21 protein-coding genes and 2 pseudogenes are annotated in these 20,733 nt (G+C 52.7%); 19 read left to right on the plus strand and 4 right to left on the minus strand.

Features of this window, described 5'->3' with window-relative positions; translation table 11 throughout:
* Position 1: 1 nt before the first annotated feature.
* Positions 2 to 1,024, minus strand: coding sequence for a gp53-like domain-containing protein (locus NA330_RS20940; RefSeq protein WP_095462199.1), 1,023 nt, complete (start codon positions 1,022 to 1,024; stop codon positions 2 to 4).
* A 27-nt stretch (positions 1,025 to 1,051) separates the two neighbouring features.
* Here NA330_RS20940 and NA330_RS20945 point away from each other — a divergent pair, with 27 nt between their 5' ends.
* From NA330_RS20945 to NA330_RS21035, 19 genes and pseudogenes are all read left to right on the plus strand, one after another.
* On the plus strand, positions 1,052 to 1,645 hold the full coding sequence (locus NA330_RS20945) for a recombinase family protein (protein WP_001747942.1): 594 nt from the start codon (positions 1,052 to 1,054) through the stop codon (positions 1,643 to 1,645).
* Between the two features lie 59 nt (positions 1,646 to 1,704).
* A complete protein-coding gene (locus NA330_RS20950; protein ID WP_001286716.1) occupies positions 1,705 to 2,895 on the plus strand; it encodes a phage tail sheath protein in 1,191 nt (396 codons plus the stop codon).
* A 12-nt stretch (positions 2,896 to 2,907) separates the two neighbouring features.
* A complete protein-coding gene (locus NA330_RS20955; RefSeq protein WP_001251408.1) occupies positions 2,908 to 3,426 on the plus strand; it encodes a phage major tail tube protein in 519 nt (172 codons plus the stop codon).
* 56 nt (positions 3,427 to 3,482) lie between these two features.
* Entirely contained in the window at positions 3,483 to 3,758 is a 276-nt protein-coding gene (locus NA330_RS20960) for a phage tail assembly protein (protein ID WP_001031303.1), read from the plus strand.
* Complete coding sequence (locus NA330_RS20965; protein ID WP_000143830.1) at positions 3,755 to 3,910, plus strand: GpE family phage tail protein; 156 nt, start codon at positions 3,755 to 3,757, stop codon at positions 3,908 to 3,910. The genes NA330_RS20960 and NA330_RS20965 overlap by 4 nt, the downstream gene beginning before the upstream one ends.
* Positions 3,903 to 6,350, plus strand: a complete 2,448-nt coding sequence (locus NA330_RS20970) for a phage tail tape measure protein (RefSeq protein ID WP_001747943.1) — start codon at positions 3,903 to 3,905, stop codon at positions 6,348 to 6,350. The genes NA330_RS20965 and NA330_RS20970 overlap by 8 nt, the downstream gene beginning before the upstream one ends.
* A 14-nt stretch (positions 6,351 to 6,364) precedes the next feature.
* Positions 6,365 to 6,844, plus strand: a complete 480-nt coding sequence (locus NA330_RS20975; protein WP_000978915.1) for a phage tail protein — start codon at positions 6,365 to 6,367, stop codon at positions 6,842 to 6,844.
* Positions 6,844 to 8,007 (plus strand): phage late control D family protein, encoded by a 1,164-nt coding sequence (locus NA330_RS20980; RefSeq protein ID WP_001747944.1) that lies wholly within the window; start codon positions 6,844 to 6,846, stop codon positions 8,005 to 8,007. The genes NA330_RS20975 and NA330_RS20980 overlap by 1 nt, the downstream gene beginning before the upstream one ends.
* Positions 8,008 to 8,088: 81 nt before the next feature.
* Complete coding sequence (gene ogrK, locus NA330_RS20985; RefSeq protein WP_000468308.1) at positions 8,089 to 8,307, plus strand: prophage transcriptional regulator OgrK; 219 nt, start codon at positions 8,089 to 8,091, stop codon at positions 8,305 to 8,307.
* A gap of 235 nt (positions 8,308 to 8,542) precedes the next feature.
* Entirely contained in the window at positions 8,543 to 9,445 is a 903-nt protein-coding gene (fieF, locus tag NA330_RS20990; protein ID WP_001077321.1) for a CDF family cation-efflux transporter FieF, read from the plus strand.
* Between the two features lie 184 nt (positions 9,446 to 9,629).
* Positions 9,630 to 10,592: a 6-phosphofructokinase gene (gene pfkA / locus NA330_RS20995; RefSeq protein ID WP_000591793.1), complete on the plus strand. Its 963-nt coding sequence runs from the start codon at positions 9,630 to 9,632 to the stop codon at positions 10,590 to 10,592.
* A 203-nt stretch (positions 10,593 to 10,795) separates the two neighbouring features.
* A complete protein-coding gene (locus tag NA330_RS21000) occupies positions 10,796 to 11,785 on the plus strand; it encodes a sulfate ABC transporter substrate-binding protein (protein ID WP_023242410.1) in 990 nt (329 codons plus the stop codon).
* Between the two features lie 100 nt (positions 11,786 to 11,885).
* Complete coding sequence (locus tag NA330_RS21005) at positions 11,886 to 12,641, plus strand: CDP-diacylglycerol diphosphatase (protein ID WP_023242411.1); 756 nt, start codon at positions 11,886 to 11,888, stop codon at positions 12,639 to 12,641.
* A 262-nt stretch (positions 12,642 to 12,903) separates the two neighbouring features.
* On the plus strand, positions 12,904 to 14,238 hold the full coding sequence (locus NA330_RS21010) for an MFS transporter (RefSeq protein WP_023227082.1): 1,335 nt from the start codon (positions 12,904 to 12,906) through the stop codon (positions 14,236 to 14,238).
* A 10-nt stretch (positions 14,239 to 14,248) separates the two neighbouring features.
* Positions 14,249 to 15,208, plus strand: coding sequence for an aminoimidazole riboside kinase (locus NA330_RS21015; RefSeq protein WP_023242412.1), 960 nt, complete (start codon positions 14,249 to 14,251; stop codon positions 15,206 to 15,208).
* Positions 15,209 to 15,217: 9 nt separating this feature from the next.
* A complete protein-coding gene (locus NA330_RS21020) occupies positions 15,218 to 16,258 on the plus strand; it encodes an ADP-ribosylglycohydrolase family protein (RefSeq protein WP_000557882.1) in 1,041 nt (346 codons plus the stop codon).
* A gap of 62 nt (positions 16,259 to 16,320) precedes the next feature.
* Entirely contained in the window at positions 16,321 to 17,043 is a 723-nt protein-coding gene (locus NA330_RS21025) for a GntR family transcriptional regulator (protein WP_023242413.1), read from the plus strand.
* A 97-nt stretch (positions 17,044 to 17,140) separates the two neighbouring features.
* Positions 17,141 to 17,266: pseudogene (locus tag NA330_RS21030) on the plus strand (hypothetical protein); the annotation flags it as partial.
* A gap of 51 nt (positions 17,267 to 17,317) precedes the next feature.
* A pseudogene (locus NA330_RS21035) lies at positions 17,318 to 17,458 on the plus strand (CDP-diacylglycerol diphosphatase); the annotation flags it as partial.
* 89 nt (positions 17,459 to 17,547) lie between these two features.
* On the opposite strand, the gene NA330_RS21040 reads toward NA330_RS21035, so the two are convergent.
* From NA330_RS21040 to lsrR, 3 genes are all read right to left on the minus strand, one after another.
* On the minus strand, positions 17,548 to 17,898 hold the full coding sequence (locus NA330_RS21040) for a cupin domain-containing protein (RefSeq protein WP_001173080.1): 351 nt from the start codon (positions 17,896 to 17,898) through the stop codon (positions 17,548 to 17,550).
* A 13-nt stretch (positions 17,899 to 17,911) separates the two neighbouring features.
* Positions 17,912 to 19,504 carry an autoinducer-2 kinase gene (gene lsrK / locus NA330_RS21045; RefSeq protein ID WP_000113085.1) on the minus strand — a complete coding sequence of 531 codons (1,593 nt, stop codon included), beginning with the start codon at positions 19,502 to 19,504 and terminating at the stop codon, positions 17,912 to 17,914.
* Positions 19,505 to 19,590: 86 nt separating this feature from the next.
* A complete protein-coding gene (gene lsrR, locus NA330_RS21050; protein ID WP_001283049.1) occupies positions 19,591 to 20,550 on the minus strand; it encodes a transcriptional regulator LsrR in 960 nt (319 codons plus the stop codon).
* Between the last annotated feature and the right edge of the window lie 183 nt (positions 20,551 to 20,733).

The raw sequence follows: 20,733 nt of genomic DNA on the forward strand, positions 1-20,733 counted from the left end.
TTTATCTCCCAATCGCAAACCAGGCTACAGGGTAGTTATTTATATGATTACTGCTCGATGAATCTTTTGTAGCGGCAAAAAACTGGCTTTTACTCACCGGATATCCAAACGCGTTATCCACCGCCCCCCCCTGCTGATTATTGTTGGTGACAAATACAGCAAAGCAGGATGCCGGAAACTCTCGCGGGAAATTGTAGGTTCCGTTTGAGCTACCAAGTGTCCCCCATTGCATTATAAACCCGGTGCTTTCGTCACGAACCCATCCATAATCACCCAGACTGGCAGTATTTTTGCGGTTGTAATTGTTATTAAGGAAGTCATTCAGCCAGCCACCCCACACATCACCATATAAATTACCATCAGGAGCAACACGGCTTTTACCGCTCAATAAAATTTCTGTAGCTGTAATCCTGCCCGGCGCGCGAAATTCTCCGGTTGCAACATCAAATACCCATATTTTATCGTTAACATCAAAGTCTGTTTTCGCGTGAATTGCAATTTGTGGGAAATTAGTATTCCCACTAGTTAATATTCCGAAAGAGGCGGCTACAGGATAGCCAGACTCCAGTGAGACCTTTCCTTTCAGGAGCGGGAAAAAATTATTATCATTATTCTGACGGTGAACCATTGGTACACTAAACGGTGCTTCACTGCTTAACTGACCAGAAAATCCCCCCGCCCCCTCCGGCCAGTTATTATCAACAAGAGCCTGAAAATTTTTAGTCAGCATCTTTTTACTGTGCTGCAATTCATTTTCATTAAAATATCCTGCCAGCACGTTGTTAGCCATAAATGCCAGATTACCGTCGCCGTTCCCTTTGAGCCCGGTATCGTTATCACCGATAGCGATGGAACTACCGCCCAGTGTGTTATTAGTATTCACGCCGAAGGAAGATGTCTGTGGCAGGGTTAACTTCCCGTTCATCTCATCGCCAGTTTTCTGGACTGCGCCCGCAGCCAGATTTATCGTTTCGCCTAAACCAACGTTTATGAAAATGCAGAGATAACGGGCAACTGGCATCATCTCCGGTTTTTATTCAGGGGGATGCTCATGCTTATTGGCTATGTACGCGTGTCAACAAATGACCAGAACACGGAATTGCAGCGTAACGCGCTGGAGTGTGCAGGATGTGAGCTTATTTTTGAGGATAAAATCAGCGGCACGAAGTCCGACCGACTGGGACTGAAAAAACTGCTCAGGACATTATCGGAGGGGGATACACTGGTGGTCTGGAAGCTGGACCGGCTGGGGCGTAGTATGCGGCATCTGGTCATTCTGGTTGAGGAACTGCGCGAACGCGGTGTTAATTTTCGCAGTCTGACGGATGCTATTGATACCAGCACGCCGATGGGGCGTTTTTTCTTTCATGTGATGGGTGCCCTGGCTGAAATGGAGCGAGAACTCATTGTCGAGCGGACACGCGCCGGACTGGAAGCGGCCAGAGCCAAAGGTCGTATTGGTGGCAGACGTCCGAAACTCACCGCGAGTGAGTGGGAGCAGGTCGGACGGTTGCTGGCTGCGGGGGAATCTCGTCAACGCGTGGCGCTGATTTTTGATATTGGCCTGTCCACGCTCTATAAGAAATTCCCCTCATCAGCGACAAAGAATAAATTGTGTCATCCCTTAGCCAACCGGGACAAATAGCCTGACATCTCCGGCACAACTGAAAATACCACTCACCCATTAACCACGGAGTTAAACGGATGAGTGACTATCATCACGGCGTGCAGGTGCTGGAGATTAACGACGGCACCCGCGTCATTTCCACCGTATCCACTGCCATTGTTGGCATGGTCTGCACGGCCAGCGATGCGGATGCGGAAACCTTCCCCCTCAATAAACCGGTGCTGATTACCAATGTGCAGAGCGCAATTGCAAAGGCCGGTAAAAAAGGCACGCTGGCGGCATCGTTGCAGGCTATCGCCGACCAGTCAAAACCGGTCACCGTTGTTGTGCGCGTGGAGGACGGCACCGGCGACGACGAAGAAACGAAACTTGCGCAGACCGTTTCCAATATCATCGGCACCACTGACGAAAACGGTCAGTACACCGGACTGAAAGCCCTGCTGGCGGCGGAGTCGGTAACCGGTGTTAAACCGCGTATTCTTGGTGTGCCGGGACTGGATACCAAAGAGGTGGCTGTAGCACTGGCATCAGTCTGTCAGAAGCTGCGCGCTTTCGGGTATATCAGCGCATGGGGCTGTAAAACCATTTCCGAGGTGAAAGCCTACCGTCAGAATTTCAGCCAGCGTGAGCTGATGGTCATCTGGCCGGATTTCCTCGCATGGGATACGGTCACCAGTACCACCGCCACCGCGTATGCCACCGCCCGTGCGCTGGGGCTGCGCGCTAAAATCGACCAGGAGCAGGGCTGGCATAAAACGCTGTCCAATGTCGGGGTGAACGGTGTTACCGGCATCAGCGCCTCTGTATTCTGGGATTTGCAGGAGTCCGGTACTGATGCTGACCTGCTTAACGAGTCAGGCGTCACAACGCTGATTCGCCGTGACGGTTTCCGCTTCTGGGGTAACCGTACCTGCTCTGATGACCCGCTGTTCCTCTTTGAAAACTACACCCGCACCGCGCAGGTGCTGGCCGACACGATGGCTGAGGCGCACATGTGGGCGGTGGACAAGCCCATCACTGCAACGCTGATTCGCGACATCGTTGACGGTATTAATGCCAAATTCCGTGAGCTGAAAACAAACGGCTATATCGTGGATGCGACCTGCTGGTTCAGCGAAGAATCCAACGATGCGGAAACCCTCAAGGCCGGAAAACTGTATATCGACTACGACTATACACCGGTGCCTCCTCTCGAAAACCTGACCCTGCGCCAGCGTATTACCGATAAATACCTGGCAAATCTGGTCACTTCGGTTAACAGCAATTAAGGAGCCTGACCGATGGCAATGCCGCGCAAACTCAAGTTAATGAACGTCTTTCTGAACGGCTACAGCTATCAGGGCGTTGCAAAGTCCGTCACGCTGCCAAAACTGACCCGTAAGCTCGAAAACTATCGCGGTGCGGGGATGAACGGCAGCGCACCGGTAGACCTCGGTCTTGATGACGATGCGCTGTCAATGGAGTGGTCGCTCGGTGGCTTCCCGGATTCGGTTATCTGGGAGCTTTACGCCGCAACCGGTGTGGATGCTGTGCCGATTCGTTTTGCAGGCTCTTACCAGCGTGACGATACCGGCGAAACGGTGGCCGTCGAAGTGGTCATGCGTGGACGTCAGAAAGAAATCGACACCGGCGAGGGTAAACAGGGAGAAGACACTGAGTCGAAAATCTCCGTGGTCTGCACCTATTTCCGGCTGACGATGGACGGTAAGGAGCTGGTCGAAATCGACACCATCAACATGATTGAGAAGGTGAACGGCGTCGACCGGCTGGAGCAACACCGCCGCAATATCGGCCTGTGATTTTCATCCGGTCAGCCTGGCTGACCGGTTAACCCCGATTCAGAAGTGAGAAAACCATGAACAAAGAAAATGTGATTACCCTGGACAATCCGGTCAAGCGTGGTGAGCAGGTTATCGAACAGGTCACGCTGATGAAACCTAATGCCGGGACGCTGCGCGGTGTCAGTCTGGCTGCGGTCGCAAACTCCGAAGTCGATGCACTGATTAAAGTGCTGCCGCGCATGACGGCACCGATGCTGACCGAGCAGGAGGTCGCCGCACTGGAACTGCCTGACCTTGTGGCGCTGGCCGGTAAGGTGGTCGGTTTTTTGTCGCCGAACTCGGTGCAGTGACGTTCCCGAAAAATCTCTCGGTCGATGACCTGATGGCGGATGTGGCAGTGATATTTCACTGGCCGCCATCAGAACTGTATCCCATGAGCCTGACCGAACTCATCACATGGCGCGAAAAGGCGCTCCGGCGAAGCGGAAACACGAATGAGTAACAATGTAAAATTACAGGTATTGCTCAGGGCTGTTGACCAGGCATCCCGCCCGTTTAAATCCATCCGCACAGCGAGTAAGTCGCTGTCGGGGGATATCCGGGAAACACAAAAATCACTGCGCGAGCTGAACGGTCAGGCATCCCGTATTGAGGGATTTCGCAAGACCAGTGCACAGCTCGCCGTGACTGGTCATGCACTTGAAAAGGCACGGCAGGAAGCTGAAGCCCTTGCCACACAGTTTAAAAATACCGAACGACCGACCCGTGTTCAGGCGAAAGTGCTGGAATCCGCAAAGCGTGCGACGGAGGACTTACAGGCGAAATATAACCGCCTGACGGATTCCGTTAAACGCCAGCAGCGGGAACTGGCCGTTGTGGGAATTAATACCCGCAATCTTGCACATGATGAGCAGGGACTGAAAAACCGTATCAGTGAAACCACCGCACAACTTAACCGTCAGCGCGACGCGCTGGCGCGTGTCAGTGCGCAACAGGCAAAACTTAACGCAGTAAAACAGCGTTATCAGGCCGGAAAGGAACTGGCCGGAAATATGGCCTCGGTGGGCGCTGCCGGTGTGGGGATTGCGGCGGCGGGAACGATGGCCGGAGTTAAGCTGCTGATGCCCGGTTATGAGTTTGCGCAGAAAAACTCAGAATTGCAGGCCGTGCTCGGTGTGGCAAAAGATTCCGCCGAAATGGCCGCGCTACGCAAACAGGCGCGCCAGCTCGGCGACAATACCGCTGCCTCAGCGGATGATGCAGCCGGTGCGCAGATTATCATTGCAAAAGCCGGTGGGGATGTTGATGCCATTCAGGCGGCAACGCCGGTCACGCTGAATATGGCGCTGGCGAACCGCCGCACGATGGAAGAAAACGCCGCCCTGCTGATGGGGATGAAATCCGCCTTTCAGCTTTCAAACGATAAGGTCGCTCATATCGGGGATGTTCTCTCCATGACGATGAACAAAACCGCCGCCGATTTTGACGGCATGAGCGATGCGCTGACCTATGCCGCACCTGTGGCAAAAAATGCCGGTGTCAGCATTGAAGAAACCGCCGCAATGGTCGGGGCGCTGCATGATGCAAAAATCACAGGCTCAATGGCGGGGACGGGAAGCCGTGCCGTGTTAAGCCGCCTGCAGGCACCGACGGGAAAAGCATGGGATGCACTCAAAGAGCTTGGAGTGAAAACCTCAGACAGTAAGGGAAACACCAGACCAATATTTACCATTCTGAAAGAAATGCAGGCCAGTTTTGAGAAAAACCGGCTCGGTACTGCCCAGCAGGCTGAATACATGAAAACCATTTTCGGGGAGGAGGCCAGTTCAGCCGCCGCCGTGCTGATGACTGCCGCCTCAACCGGAAAGCTGGACAAACTGACCGCTGCGTTTAAAGCCTCAGACGGAAAGACCGCAGAGCTGGTTAAAATCATGCAGGATAACCTCGGCGGTGACTTTAAGGAGTTTCAGTCCGCTTATGAGGCGGTGGGGACAGACCTGTTTGACCAGCAGGAAGGCGCACTGCGTAAGCTCACGCAGACGGCCACAAAGTATGTGTTAAAACTCGACGGCTGGATCCAGAAAAACAAATCACTGGCGTCAACCATCGGCATCATTGCCGGTGGTGCACTGGCACTGATTGGTGTCATCGGTGCCATTGGCCTCGTAGCCTGGCCGGTTATCACCGGCATTAATGCCATCATCGCGGCAGCAGGCGCAATGGGGGCAATCTTCACGACGGTTGGCAGTGCTGTTATGACGGCCATCGGGGCGATTAGCTGGCCGATTGTGGCTGTGGTGGCCGCCATTGTCGCCGGGGCGTTGCTTATCCGTAAATACTGGGAGCCTGTCAGCGCATTCTTTGGCGGTGTGGTTGAAGGGCTGAAAGCAGCATTTGCGCCAGTGGGGGAACTGTTCACGCCACTTAAGCCGGTGTTTGACTGGCTGGGTGAAAAGTTACAGGCCGCGTGGCAGTGGTTTAAAAACCTGATTGCCCCGGTCAAAGCTACCCAGGACACCCTGAACCGTTGCCGTGACACGGGCGTCATGTTCGGGCAGGCACTGGCTGACGCGCTGATGCTGCCGCTTAATGCGTTCAACAAACTGCGCAGTGGTATTGACTGGGTACTGGAAAAACTCGGTGTTATCAACAAAGAGTCAGACACACTTGACCAGACCGCCGCCAGAACTCAAGCCGCCACGTATGGCAGCGGTGGTTATATTCCGGCGACCAGCTCTTATGCAGGTTATCAGGCTTATCAGCCGGTCACGGCACCGGCTGGCCGCTCTTATGTGGACCAGAGTAAAAACGAATATCACATCAACCTGACGGGCGGTACTGCGCCGGGGACACCGCTTGACCGCCAGTTACAGGATGCGCTCGAAAAATACGAGCGGGATAAACGTGCGCGCGCCCGTGCCAGCATGATGCATGACGGTTAAGGAGGTGACGAAAAATGATGCTCGCGTTAGGTATGTTTGTTTTTATGCGCCAGACGCTGCCACACCAGACCATGCAGCGTGAATCAGATTATCGCTGGCCGTCAAATTCCCGTATCGGTAAACGGGATGCCTACCAGTTTCTCGGCGTTGGTGAGGAAAACATGACGCTTGCCGGTGTGCTTTATCCCGAACTGACCGGCGGCAAGCTGACGATGACCACGCTCAGACTGATGGCAGAGGAAGGCCGGGCGTGGCCGTTGCTGGATGGTACCGGCATGATTTACGGCATGTATGTCATCAGCAGGGTGAGTGAAACAGGGAGTATTTTCTTTGCAGACGGCACACCCCGGAAAATTGATTTTACGCTGTCGCTCACCCGCGTTGATGAATCACTGGCCGCGCTTTATGGCGATATCGGTAAACAGGCGGAGTCGCTCATCGGTAAGGCTGGCAGTATGGCGACTAAATTCACGGGTATGACGGGGGCGGGATAATGCTGGATGCGCTGACATTTGATGCAGGCAGTACGCTGACGCCGGATTACATGCTGATGCTCGACAGCAGGGATATTACCAGCAATATCAGTGACCGTCTGATGAGCATGACCCTGACGGATAACCGGGGCTTTGAGGCTGACCAGCTTGATATTGAACTGAACGATGCCGACGGGCAGGTCGGGCTGCCGGTTCGTGGCGCTGTCCTGACGGTGTATATCGGCTGGAAAGGTTTTGCCCTGGTATGCAAAGGGAAATTTACCGTTGATGAGGTTGAACACCGGGGCGCGCCGGATGTGGTCACCATCCGTGCCCGGAGTGCAGATTTTCGCGGGACGCTCAATTCCCGCCGGGAAGGCTCATGGCATGACACCACGCTCGGTGCGATTGTTGAGGCGATAGCCTCCCGTAACAGGCTGGAAGCCAGTGTCGCGCCGTCACTGGCAGGAATTAAAATCCCGCACATCGACCAGTCGCAGGAGTCTGATGCGAAATTCCTGACCCGTCTTGCAGAACGCAACGGCGGTGAGGTGTCGGTAAAAATGGGAAAACTGTTGTTTCTCAAAGCGGGGCAGGGGGTGACGGCCAGCGGTAAAAAAATCCCGCAGATTACCATCACCCGCAGCGACGGCGACCGCCATCATTTTGCGATTGCTGACCGTGGAGCCTATACCGGTGTAACGGCAAAGTGGTTACACACCAAAGACCCGAAGCCGCAAAAGCAGAAGGTAAAACTGAAACGCAAAAAGAAAGAAAAACACCTGCGCGCACTGGAGCACCCGAAAGCGAAACCGGTCACGCAGAAGAAAGCGCCAAAAGTACCGGAAGCGCGCGAAGGTGAATACATGGCCGGTGAAGCTGACAACGTTTTTGCCCTGACCACGGTATATGCCACAAAAGCGCAGGCTATGCGCGCCGCTCAGGCGAAGTGGGACAAACTGCAACGGGGCGTTGCGGAGTTCTCCATCAGCCTGGCTACTGGTCGGGCAGATATTTACACGGAAACGCCGGTCAAAGTGTCAGGCTTTAAGCGCGTCATAGACGAGCAGGACTGGACAATCACTAAGGTGACACATTTTCTGAATAATAGCGGCTTCACGACGTCCTTGGAGCTTGAGGTCAGGCTTTCTGATGTGGAGTACGAAACAGAAGATGATGAGTGATGTTTTTATTTTATCTGTTTGTTTTATAAGGATAAATTAACTAAAATGGCAACATCAACAAAACCGGAAGAGGTGCTCGCGATGTTTCATTGTCCTTTATGCCAGCATGCCGCACATGCGCGTACAAGCCGCTATATCACTGACACGACAAAAGAGCGTTATCACCAGTGTCAGAACGTGAATTGCAGCGCCACGTTCATCACCTATGAGTCGGTACAGAGATACATCGTGAAGCCGGGAGAAGTCCACGCTGTAAGGCCGCACCCGTTGCCGTCAGGGCAGCAAATTATGTGGATGTGATCACAAAAATAGCCCCTCAGTTGAGGGGCTTATTTATGATCGATGTGGACGCTATGTGGACAGCGGTTGACATAAATCCATTTATATCATCAGGTTAGGTGCTTTTTTGTGACACCATCCCTGTCTTCCCCCACATGATGTGGGGGTTTTTTTTATCTCCAGTTTGTCATTCTGTTATTAGCTTACTGTTTTAAACCATCCGTTATACTACCGGCAGAAGATAGCGGGAGTATTTATGAATCAAACCTATGGACGGCTGGTTAGCCGGGCGGCTATCGCGGCAACGGCGATGGCATCAGCGTTACTTTTGATCAAAATTTTTGCGTGGTGGTATACGGGATCGGTGAGTATTCTGGCGGCGTTGGTGGACTCGCTGGTGGATATTGCCGCGTCATTGACGAATTTGTTGGTCGTGCGTTATTCGCTGCAACCCGCAGATGATGAACACACGTTTGGGCACGGTAAAGCGGAGTCGCTGGCGGCGCTGGCGCAAAGTATGTTTATTTCCGGTTCGGCGTTGTTTCTGTTTTTGACCAGTATCCAGAATCTGATTAAGCCGACGCCAATGAACGACCCCGGCGTGGGGATTGGCGTTACCGTCATCGCTCTGATATGCACTATTATACTGGTCACGTTTCAGCGCTGGGTGGTACGCAAGACCCAAAGTCAGGCGGTACGGGCGGATATGCTTCATTATCAGTCTGATGTTATGATGAACGGAGCGATTCTTATCGCGCTGGGGTTATCCTGGTACGGTTGGCATCGTGCGGATGCCCTGTTTGCGTTAGGTATCGGCATCTATATTTTGTATAGCGCGTTACGTATGGGGTATGAGGCGGTGCAGTCATTATTGGATCGCGCGCTGCCCGATGCGGAACGACAGGAAATTATTGATATCGTGACGTCATGGCCGGGAGTCAGCGGCGCGCACGATCTCCGCACGCGGCAGTCAGGGCCGACTCGCTTTATTCAGATTCATTTGGAAATGGAAGATAATCTGCCGCTCGTTCAGGCGCATTTTGTGGCTGACCAGGTAGAGCAGGCGATTTTGCGGCGTTTTCCGGGTTCAGATGTCATTATTCATCAGGATCCCTGTTCAGTCGTCCCCAGGGAAGGCAGGAAGTTCGAGCTTGTATAATTGATTGTTAAAAAGTGAGCCAGGCCAGCATTTTGTGTATAAATTACCGCCATTTGGCCTGACCTGAATCAATTCAGCAGGAAGGGATTGTTATACTATCTGTATATTCGTTGGATCGTTTCGAAGTGCGAAATCGGCTTCCGGCAATAGATTTCATTTTGCATTCCAAAGTTCAGAGGTAGTCATGATTAAGAAAATCGGTGTGTTGACAAGCGGCGGTGATGCGCCGGGCATGAACGCGGCAATCCGCGGTGTTGTGCGCGCAGCGTTGACGGAAGGGCTGGAAGTCATGGGCATTTATGACGGCTATCTGGGCCTGTATGAAGATCGTATGGTGCAGCTTGACCGTTACAGCGTATCTGACATGATCAACCGTGGCGGTACTTTCCTCGGTTCCGCCCGTTTCCCGGAATTCCGTGACGAAAATATTCGCGCTGTCGCGATCGAAAACCTGAAAAAACGCGGTATCGATGCGCTGGTAGTTATTGGCGGCGACGGTTCTTATATGGGTGCAAAACGTCTGACTGAAATGGGCTTCCCGTGCATCGGTCTGCCAGGCACTATCGATAACGACATCAAAGGCACCGACTACACTATCGGCTACTTCACTGCTCTCGGCACTGTAGTGGAAGCGATTGACCGTCTGCGTGACACCTCCTCTTCTCACCAGCGTATCTCTATCGTTGAGGTGATGGGCCGTTATTGCGGCGATCTGACGTTGGCGGCGGCTATTGCTGGCGGCTGTGAGTTTATCGTGGTGCCGGAAGTTGAATTTAATCGCGAGGATCTGGTGGCGGAAATCAAAGCCGGGATCGCGAAAGGGAAAAAACACGCTATCGTCGCTATCACCGAACATATGTGTGATGTTGACGAGCTGGCGCACTTTATTGAAAAAGAAACGGGCCGTGAAACGCGTGCGACGGTGCTCGGCCACATTCAGCGCGGTGGTTCCCCGGTACCTTACGATCGCATTCTGGCTTCCCGTATGGGCGCGTATGCTATTGACCTGCTGCTGGAAGGCCATGGCGGTCGTTGTGTCGGTATCCAGAACGAGCAGCTTGTTCATCATGACATCATCGATGCGATTGAAAACATGAAGCGTCCGTTCAAAAGCGACTGGATGGAGTGCGCGAAAAAACTGTACTGATTGTTTTTGCGCGCCTGATGGCGCTACGCTTATCAGGCCTACAGGTTGCAGACACGTGTAGGCCGGATTAGGCGCTAGCCGCCATCCGGCAATCCCTCAGATTTATTCCTCGAAGTTATAGCCAATCTTTTTTTATTCTTTAATGTTTGGATCGCTTTCTGGCACGCTTTGCTCATCACAACACAACATAAGCGAGTCGGGCGATGAAAAAGTGGGGCGTGGGGTTCACATTATTGCTGGCGTCAACCAGCCTTCTGGCAAAGGATATTCAGTTACTTAACGTATCATACGATCCAACGCGTGAGCTGTACGAGCAGTACAACAAAGCGTTTAGCGCGCACTGGAAGCAGGAAACCGGCGACAACGTCGTGATCCGCCAATCGCACGGCGGTTCGGGTAAACAGGCGACTTCCGTTATTAACGGCATTGAAGCCGATGTCGTGACGCTGGCGCTGGCTTACGATGTGGACGCTATTGCGGAACGTGGTCGTATCGATAAAAACTGGATTAAGCGTCTGCCGGATAACTCAGCACCTTACACCTCCACCATCGTTTTCCTGGTCCGCAAAGGCAATCCAAAACAAATTCATGACTGGAACGATCTGATTAAACCCGGTGTGTCGGTGATTACGCCAAACCCGAAAAGCTCTGGCGGCGCACGCTGGAACTATCTGGCGGCATGGGGCTACGCCCTGCACCACAACAATAACGATCAGGCCAAAGCGCAGGACTTTGTCAAAGCCCTGTTTAAAAACGTTGAAGTGCTGGACTCCGGCGCGCGCGGCTCAACCAATACTTTCGTTGAACGCGGTATCGGTGATGTGCTGATTGCCTGGGAAAACGAAGCGCTACTGGCGACGAATGAACTGGGTAAAGATAAATTCGAGATAGTGACCCCGAGTGAATCTATTCTCGCAGAGCCGACCGTTTCCGTGGTCGACAAAGTGGTGGAAAAGAAAGACACCAAAGCGGTAGCGGAAGCGTATCTCAAGTATCTCTACTCGCCGGAAGGGCAGGAGATAGCAGCGAAAAACTTCTACCGTCCGCGCGATGCTGACGTGGTGAAAAAATACGACGATGCGTTTCCGAAGCTGAAGCTGTTCACCATTGACGAGGTGTTTGGCGGCTGGGCGAAGGCGCAAAAAGATCACTTCGCTAATGGCGGTACGTTCGACCAAATCAGCAAACGCTAAACCGTTTATAAACCCGGTAACGTATTATGTTACCGGGTTTTTTCTTTGCCACAATTTTGCGTTACTCTTCCCCGTCTATGGGTCACAGGGAACGCATATCATGAAAAAAACAGGCCACTTTTTACTGGCGGTGATAGTGATTGTCGCCGCGGCGGGCGTCGGTTACTGGAAATTTTCCGGCAATCCTGATGCATTACGGGAAATCGTGCTTGAACAATGCCTGCCCGATCAGTTACAGCATCAAAACCCAGCGCCTTGCGCGGAAGTCAAACCTCGCGCCGGCTATGTCGTCTTTAAAGATCGTCACGGTCCGTTGCAATATTTATTGATGCCCACCTACCGTATCAACGGTACAGAAAGCCCGCTATTGCTGGAACCCGCTACGCCCAACTTTTTCTGGCTGGCCTGGCAGGCTCGCGGCTATATGAGTAAAAAATACGGGCATGATATTCCGGATAGCGCAGTCTCGCTGGCGATTAATTCGCGGCTTGGTCGTTCACAGGACCATTTGCATATCCATATTTCTTGCATCCGTCCTGACGTTCGGGAACAACTGGATAACGATCTCACGCGCATCAGCACTCGCTGGCTTCCGCTACCGGGCGACCTGATGGGGCATGAATACCTGGCGCGCCGGGTAACCGAGAGCGAACTGGCGCAGCGTAGTCCGTTTATGATGTTGGCGGAAGAGGTGCCGGAAGCGCGCGATCATATGGGACGCTATGGGCTGGCGGTGGTACGCCAAAGCGATGGCTCTTTTGTCCTGCTGGCGACCGAGCGTAATTTACTAACCTTCAACCGCGCATCGGCGGAAGAGATTCAGGACCATAGTTGCGCCATTTTGTCTTCCCGCTGATTTTCGTTCCACCCCCTGCTCATTATCTTATTGATTCTTATCCCGGTTTAAAACTGGGGTAAGATCGTGTCTATAAAAATATGTGAAACCGATCAAAAGATATAAAGGTATACCTTTATATCTTTTTGTGGTTAGTTACACTCTCTTCATAGCCTCCATAGATTGTCTGGTGGATGGCTTATATAAAAACGTTTTTATTTCATGTAGTGACATCATTAATTGTTCACCAGATTTGCGCTGTTAAGCGTAAAGGAATATCAACATGAAACTTTCTATCGTGGAAAAAATCGGCTTCGGCGCGGGAGATATGGCGATAAACGTTGTGATTATCGCCATGCAGCTGCTCCTCGCCTATTTCTATACCGATATCTACGGCCTGAGTGCCGCTGATGTTGGCGTACTGTTTGTGGTTGTGCGAATGATTGATGCCATTATCGATCCGGCCATGGGGGTCCTGACCGATAAACTGAACACGCGCTGGGGGCGTTACCGCCCGTGGCTGCTGTGGTTTGCCATTCCTTTTGGTTTCGCCGTGTATTTGATGTTTATTACGCCTGACATGGCTTATATGGCCAAGCTGGCGTGGGCCTATGGCACCTATATTCTTATGACCCTGGTCTATACCGCGATCACCATTCCCTATATTTCGATGATTGGCGTGATTACCAGCGATCCCGTCGAACGGTTAAGCGCCAACGGCTATCGCTTTGTGATGACCAAGATTGCCGCTTTCCTGGTGACTATCGTCGTACCGATGCTTGCCGTCTGGCTGGGGCAGGGCAACAAGGCGCTGGGTTACCAGTTTTCCATGGGGCTGATGGGGGCGATGGGCGCCTTGCTGTTTATCTTCTGTTTTCTTACCACGCGTGAACGCAGCGAGCCGGAAATTACCTCGTTATCGGTGGGGAAACAGTTTAAATATCTGTTACGTAACGATCAGTGGATTATTCTCGGCGTTGTTATTCTGCTGCTGATGTGCGGTTATGTTATTCGCGGTTCCGTTGCCGCTTATTACGCCAAGTATTATCTGAACGGCGGAGATAGCCTGATTTCACCCTTCCTGACCACCGGCGTCGTTGCCTCTATTTTAGCGATGATCGCCACCACCTGGATAACTAAATTCTGGGACAAAATTAAGATGTTCCGCTACACCCAGATTATTACTTTTATCCTGAGCGCGCTGATGTATTTCTCCGTCGGGCGTGAAAATCTTGTCCTCGCCTTTGCGTTCTATTTTCTTATTAATTTCTTCTGCGATATGCAAATGCCGGTGTTCTGGTCCTCTATCGCCGAAGCGGTGGATTACGGCGAAAAGAAAACCGGTCTGCGCGTTTCCGGGTTGGCGTTTGGCGGCATCCTCTTCTTCCAGAAGTTTGGGATGGGGATCGCGGGCGGAATACTCGGATTCCTGCTGAGCCACTTTGGCTATCAGGCCGATGTTGAACAGACCGCACGTTCGCTCACCGGTATTGCGCTGATGATGACGCTCATTCCGGCTCTGTTCCACCTTGCGGTTGGGCTGCTTATGAAAAAGTATCTGATTAACAACGAATATTATCGTGATATTCAGCTCGCCCTGGCGCAGAAACAGGCATAAGGAGGCGCAAATGAAGGCCATGAATAAGGTTTGGGTTATCGGCGATGCCTCCGTTGATCTGGTGCCGGAAAAACAGAACAGCTATCTGAAATGCCCCGGCGGAGCGTCGGCGAACGTGGGGGTATGTGTGGCCAGGCTGGGTGGAGAGTGCGGTTTTATTGGCTGTCTTGGCGACGATGACGCCGGTCGCTTCCTGCGCCAGGTTTTCCAGGATAACGGCGTGGATGTCTCTTCGCTGCGGCTGGATGCTGACCTGACCAGCGCGGTGCTGATCGTCAACCTGACGGCTGACGGGGAACGCAGCTTTACCTATCTGGTGCATCCGGGGGCTGATACCTACGTTTCGCCGCAGGATTTGCCGCCGTTCAGGCAGCACGAATGGTTTTACTTCAGCTCAATTGGCCTCACCGACAGGCCCGCTCGCGAGGCGTGCCTTGAGGGAGCGAGAAGAATGCGTGAAGCGGGTGGTTACGTACTGTTTGACGTCAATCTGCGCAGCAAGATGTGGCGCAATACCGATGAAATCCCTGAACTGATCGCCCGGTCCGCCGCGCTGGCTTCTATCTGCAAAGTCTCGGCAGATGAGCTGTGCCAGCTCAGCGGGGCCAGCCACTGGCAGGATGCGCGTTATTACCTGCGCGATCTGGGCTGCGACACCACCATTATTTCGTTGGGGGCCGATGGCGCGCTGTTGATTACCGCCGAGGGGGAGTTCCATTTCCCCGCACCGCGCGTCGATGTTGTCGATACCACGGGAGCCGGTGATGCTTTTGTCGGCGGACTGCTGTTCACCCTTTCCCGCGCAAATTGCTGGAACCATGCCCTGCTGGCGGAGGCCATCAGCAATGCCAACGCCTGTGGCGCTATGGCGGTGACGGCAAAGGGCGCAATGACCGCTTTACCGTTTCCTGAGCAGCTCAACACTTTTCTGTCCAGCCATTCGCTGGCACAAGCCATGACCGTGAAATAAGGAGTCATCATGCACGTTGATCAAAACAAAATACTGGGATGCCTGGTGGGCGCCGCCGCCGCGGACGCGATGGGAGCCGCGACGGAAGTACGCACCCAGCAGCAGATAAAAGACTATTTTGGCGGCTGGGTGACGACCTTTCAAAAACCGCCTGCGGACACGTTTGGCCGCTGCAATGAAGCGGGGATGTGCACGGATGATTTTATTCAGGCGAAGTACATCATGGATGCGCTGCTGCGCCATCAACGCCAGGTCAGCGACGAGGCGATGCGCGAGGCTTTTCAGCAGTGGCTGGATTACCCGTACTACGCCAACTTTACCGGCCCGACGACGCGTGCGGCAATGAAAGCGATATTTAATGATAACCGCGCCTCTTTACAGGGTGAGCTGGAAGGCGAAAAACAGTCGGTACAGATTATTAATAAGGGTAACGCGGAGGCAACGAACGGCGCCGCCATGAAGATTTGGCCAGCGGCGGTGCTGCATCCGGGTGATATTGACGCGGCGATTGACTGCGCGCTACAGATTTGCCGTTTTACGCATAATAACGTGCTGGCGATGTCCGGCGCGGCGGCGATGGCGGCGGCAACCAGCGAGGCGTTAAGAGCGCAGACCAATGCAGACAGCATTATTGCTGCCGGTATTTACGGCGCGCAAAGAGGCTATCTGCTGGCGCAGGAGCAAGGGGCGATGATGGTGGCAGGTCCTTCCGTTGCCCGACGCATTGAGCTGGCCGTGGATATCGGTAAACGTCATCGCCATTGGGAAACGGCGGTGGTGGAACTTGCTGATATTATTGGCTCCGGACTGCACGTGAGTGAAGCGGTGCCGGCGGCCTTTGGCCTGTTCGCGTGTTGTCCGAATTCTGCCGTAGATGCTATTATCTCCGGCGTTAATATCGGCAATGATACTGATACTGTCGCCACCATGGTTGGGGCGATTTCCGGCGCATTCCATGGCGTGGAGGCTTTTCCCGCCGATTATTTAACGACTTTGGATCGTATGAATCATTTCGATTTGGCAGAACTGGCCAGGCAAATCGCAGGGTAGCGACTTCACCCTGCCGGGGACGGTAAAACGTCCCCTGCTGGCGAAGACGTGAGGTGCGCAGCTTGCAGGTTGATAAAACGAGCTTTACTCCGCTTTATAAGCAACTATTTTTTATCATCTGTCAGCAGATCCAAAATGGATCCCTGCCTTTAGGCAGCCAGCTGCCGACGCAAAAAGAGATTGCCAGAGCCTACAACGTCTCGCTGATTGTGGTTAAACAGGCCTGGAGCGAATTGATCAATGCGGGCATTATTTCGTCGCAGCGCGGGAGTGGTTCGGTGGTGTGCTCGGTGCCGGAAGGCGTGAGCTACGGGCACACGTTTCGCGGTATTACCCGCGATCTCCAGGACGCCAGCGTGGCGATTGAGAACCGTATTCTGGAAATCGCGCCGCGCCGCGCGCGCGACGCTCAGGCAGACGGCTTGAGCCTGCCCGCACAGCATCACTATCTCTATATTTCGCGTATTCGTTGCCTGAATAACCGCCCATTTAACCATGAGAAAATATATCTCGATCTCAGCTTCTTTCCCGGCCTGGAACTGACGCCGCAGGCGCTGGAGCATACGTCGCTCTATTCGTTATTAAACGTCACAAGCGACTCGGCGATAGAAAAAGTTGAGGCGATTTTACCTTCCGCTGACCTGTGCGAAAAATTGCAAATCGCCGCCAATAAACCGCTGTTATCCGTCGCCAGACAGACGTTTCAGGCCGGGAAGGACAGCCCTTTTGAGTATTGCCGCTATTACGTGCTGTCTGAATACTTTGGTGAAATTCATTATCACTGATCTGTCCACTTAATCCTGCGATAACCCCACTATATCTGGCGTTTACCTGCCTGACTGTCCGTCGTATTCTTGCTGAAAAAATCGTCAGGAGACAGGTATGTCGCTCTGGTTGCCCCATCCTCTGTTTCTTCCTTTCATCATGGTTGGCGTTACTATCCTTCTGTTGGCGACTTCGCTACTGCCGGAGTTTATGACCGCACTGCTATTTTTTGTTGCTGTGGTGGCGATGGGACCAGGGAAAGTTCCTGCGCGGGCGGGGATGCTGTGATGTATCGCGCTGGCGGTGATACGCCAAAGCGATGGCTCTTTTGTCCTGCTGGCGACCGAGCGTAATTTACTGATCTTCAATCGCGCTTCTGCCGAGGAAATTCAGGATCATCAGTGTGATATCTTGAACCAACAGGTCATCAAATGACAGCTTGATATTGCATTAACGAATGCCGTTTGGAGGCCGGACAAGGCTCTCGTGGCGCTATCCGGCAAAATCTGGCGATGGCGCGGGCGTTACCAGGCCGGTGGATCTGCGGGGTGGCTGTCATTTTCCAGATGCGGCGATTTAATAAACACGCCTTTCCAGGGTTTATCGCCGTTATTAATGAGATAATGCGCCTCCCCAGGTTCGCACTGTAAAACATCTCCAGTTTGCAGGATATGAGGTGTTCCTTCCAGATACAGGCACACTTCACCGCTTAGGGTATAAAAAATCTCACAAGCGGTATTATGGCGATGGTTAGGGAATGACTGCCCTGGTTGTAGTATGACGACGCCCATATCGCAGCCCGGCCCACGGATTAAGTATTTAGGGCCATTATCGCCAAAGCGGTATTCATGATTCTTCTCATTCGTTTTTTGCATGCTTATTCTCCTGTTACAGGCCTGGCGCTTTCCAGAGGGATGTCGTTAAGCCACCATCGACCAGCGCGCGTTGATCCTGATAAACGGCCTGCCATTTTTCTCTGGCCTGCTGATAGACAGCGAAATTTTCAGGATTAGGTTTATGCTCCCGATCCCAGCGCACTAGCTTTTCTCCCGTTTCCGCCAGCGATGGCCAGACACCCACGCCAACGCCTGCGGCAATAGCGCACCCTAGCGCGGTAGCTTCTTTGACGACAGGTACGTGAACGGTGAGTCCCGTAACGTCGGCAAGGATTTGGCTCCATAATTTGCCTTTAGATCCTCCGCCGGCAAAAACCAGCGAGTCGGCCTGTACGCCGGAAAACGCGGCAATTTGCTGTAAATTGCAGGCGGAAACAATGGCGGCATTCTCTTCCAGCGCGCGAAATAGGGTCGCTTTATTACACTTTTCAGGATCGATAGACAGATTGATAAACGACGGCGCGGCATGGTACCAGCGTTTAAAACGCATAACGTCAGAGAAGATGGGCATCACACCGTACGCGCCGGGAGGAACCCGGCTGGCCATATCTTCCAGCAGGGAATACGCATCAATACCTAACCTTTCAGCGATTAGTTTTTCCTCGGCGCAAAAGGCGTCGCGGAACCAACGCATCGTTAACCCAGTAAAAAAGCTAATAGACTCGGTTTGTACCATACCGGGGATCACATGAGGATTGATGCGAACGTTCATGTTTGGGTCGGTGACCGGCGCGGGAAGATTGACCACCTGTTGCCAGAAGGTTCCGCCCAGCACGGCCGTTTGCGCCGGGCGTACGACGCCCAGCCCCAGACAGCCTAACTGCACATCGCCGCCGCCAACGATGACCGGCGTACCCGCTTGCAGGTCGCACTGTTCAGCCGCTTTCTGTGAAATGTGACCGAGCAGCGTCCCGGTTTCTTTTACCGGCGAGAGAATGTCAGAACGCAGGCCCGCCATCTGTAACAGACTACGTTTCCAGTTGCGGGTCACCAGATCCAATAACCCCGTCGTGCCTGCGTTGGAGGGATCGACCGCCAGTTCGCCGCTGAGCATAAAGGCCATCCAGTCGCTGATCATAGTGACGGTTGACGCGCGATGATAAATATCCGGACGATGGTGGGCAAGCCAGAGCAGACGCGGAATAGCGCTGAGCGCCAGCGTTTGCCCGGAGCAACGATAAACTTCCTCCTCAAAGGTGTTATCGTGCAGCTCTTTTAATTCACTGACTTCGTGCGCCGCGCGGGCGTCAACATTAGCGCAGGCCCAAATGGGTTCGCCGTTACTGTCATAAATAACAATGCCTTCACGCATCGAGCAGGCCGATACGGCAGCGATAGCCGTTGCAGGGATGGCGGCTTTCTGTAGTGCCTGACGGATACACTGGCAAGCCAGTTGCCAGTTTTTGGCAAGATCAAACTCCATCGAACCAGGCACATCCGGCACGGCCAGATGCTGCCATTCCGCTTGACCGACAGCTATTTGCTTTCCTTGTAGATCAAAAATTACTGCTCTGACGCTACCGGTACCGGCGTCAAGAGCCATCAGGTAATGTCCTGATTCAGTATGGGTACAGAGTCGAGCCATTTTTTTATCCTCGGCTATTTTTACATCGTTACATAAAATCCTGTCAGTTATTGTTTATTGAATTGAGGTAAGTGTTATTTTATTTTTTATTTTTCAATAAGTTGAATTATTTTCCCTGCGGTTTTCTGATCGGTAACCAGCGCATTGATATAGTTACCGCGCATAGCGGCAATAATAGCTTCTGCTTTTTGTTCGCCGCCGGCGACGCCAATCACGGTTGGGATCGTGGAAAGTGAATTTAACTTCAGGCCAATTAATTCGTTATGGATTTTGATGTCTGGAATAATTTCGCCATGAGCATCAAAAAAATAGCCCAGAATATCGCCTACTGCGCCTTTGCGGCCAATCATGAGTTGTTCACCCTGAGTGATATAGCCGGATTTTAAGATACTGGCTTGATCTTTCTGGTTAATTGCCCCAATCCCCACGATGGCGGCATCGGCAGCTTGCGCTGTGAGCATCACATCCCGCACGCTATTTTCATTGCGCAGCGTGCAGGCAATTTCCTGCGATGATGCGCGCAGCGGCGCGGGCATAATACTTACGCTACAAGCGGCATCAAGCTGGCCTATTCCGGTCATATACGGCCCCACGCCGCCGGATAACGTGACCAGTCGGATTTGTTGCGCCGAGATAAATCCGCTGAGGCGTTTTAATGTGGTCATCGTGGCTTCGCCAAAGCCGACGGCCAGCAGTTGCTGTGGCCGCAGTGACTCCATCAACATATGGGCGGCGCCGATTCCTAAGCGCAGACCAATATCGGCATCGGGTAATGCCGGCAGCACGCGGATATTCTGCAATGCGAAGTGGTTGCGCAAGGCATTTTCATACTCAAGACACCCTTCGAAGCGGGAGTTGATTTGTACGCGAATAATACCGGACTGATGCCCTTTCTCCAGCAGACGAGAAACCTTTAGCCGGGTTAGCCCCAGACGCTCGCTGATTTCACTCTGCGTCAATCCATCGTGATAGTAGAACCAGGCAATACGCGCCACCTGCTCTTCTTCGCACATTCCATAATCAGATACCAACGTATTATCGCTCATTGTCATAACCTGGCTTTACTTTGAACATTTCTAAATCATTAACACAATTGTTCAGTTATCACTCCGAAATAACCGTGATTAACGCCACAAAAACGCGTCAAATCTGAACATTTATCATCTAAAAATTCATTTATTCAGAAAACGTGATCTGGATGAGAGTTTTTTGACCAAATAACTACTACC

Source organism: Salmonella sp. NW722 (assembly GCF_051702785.1).
Lineage (GTDB): Bacteria > Pseudomonadota > Gammaproteobacteria > Enterobacterales > Enterobacteriaceae > Salmonella > Salmonella enterica.

Excerpts from the sequence above, each read along its gene's own strand:
- NA330_RS20940 (WP_095462199.1), bottom strand. The coding sequence starts at position 1,024 with ATGATGCCAGTTGCCCGTTATCTCTGCATTTTCATAAACGTTGGTTTA.
- NA330_RS20945 (WP_001747942.1), top strand. The coding sequence starts at position 1,052 with ATGCTTATTGGCTATGTACGCGTGTCAACAAATGACCAGAACACGGAA.
- NA330_RS20950 (WP_001286716.1), top strand. The coding sequence starts at position 1,705 with ATGAGTGACTATCATCACGGCGTGCAGGTGCTGGAGATTAACGACGGC.
- NA330_RS20955 (WP_001251408.1), top strand. The coding sequence starts at position 2,908 with ATGGCAATGCCGCGCAAACTCAAGTTAATGAACGTCTTTCTGAACGGC.
- NA330_RS20960 (WP_001031303.1), top strand. The coding sequence starts at position 3,483 with ATGAACAAAGAAAATGTGATTACCCTGGACAATCCGGTCAAGCGTGGT.
- NA330_RS20970 (WP_001747943.1), top strand. The coding sequence starts at position 3,903 with ATGAGTAACAATGTAAAATTACAGGTATTGCTCAGGGCTGTTGACCAG.
- NA330_RS20975 (WP_000978915.1), top strand. The coding sequence starts at position 6,365 with ATGATGCTCGCGTTAGGTATGTTTGTTTTTATGCGCCAGACGCTGCCA.
- NA330_RS20980 (WP_001747944.1), top strand. The coding sequence starts at position 6,844 with ATGCTGGATGCGCTGACATTTGATGCAGGCAGTACGCTGACGCCGGAT.
- ogrK (WP_000468308.1), top strand. The coding sequence starts at position 8,089 with ATGTTTCATTGTCCTTTATGCCAGCATGCCGCACATGCGCGTACAAGC.
- fieF (WP_001077321.1), top strand. The coding sequence starts at position 8,543 with ATGAATCAAACCTATGGACGGCTGGTTAGCCGGGCGGCTATCGCGGCA.
- pfkA (WP_000591793.1), top strand. The coding sequence starts at position 9,630 with ATGATTAAGAAAATCGGTGTGTTGACAAGCGGCGGTGATGCGCCGGGC.
- NA330_RS21000 (WP_023242410.1), top strand. The coding sequence starts at position 10,796 with ATGAAAAAGTGGGGCGTGGGGTTCACATTATTGCTGGCGTCAACCAGC.
- NA330_RS21005 (WP_023242411.1), top strand. The coding sequence starts at position 11,886 with ATGAAAAAAACAGGCCACTTTTTACTGGCGGTGATAGTGATTGTCGCC.
- NA330_RS21010 (WP_023227082.1), top strand. The coding sequence starts at position 12,904 with ATGAAACTTTCTATCGTGGAAAAAATCGGCTTCGGCGCGGGAGATATG.
- NA330_RS21015 (WP_023242412.1), top strand. The coding sequence starts at position 14,249 with ATGAAGGCCATGAATAAGGTTTGGGTTATCGGCGATGCCTCCGTTGAT.
- NA330_RS21020 (WP_000557882.1), top strand. The coding sequence starts at position 15,218 with ATGCACGTTGATCAAAACAAAATACTGGGATGCCTGGTGGGCGCCGCC.
- NA330_RS21040 (WP_001173080.1), bottom strand. The coding sequence starts at position 17,898 with ATGCAAAAAACGAATGAGAAGAATCATGAATACCGCTTTGGCGATAAT.
- lsrK (WP_000113085.1), bottom strand. The coding sequence starts at position 19,504 with ATGGCTCGACTCTGTACCCATACTGAATCAGGACATTACCTGATGGCT.
- lsrR (WP_001283049.1), bottom strand. The coding sequence starts at position 20,550 with ATGAGCGATAATACGTTGGTATCTGATTATGGAATGTGCGAAGAAGAG.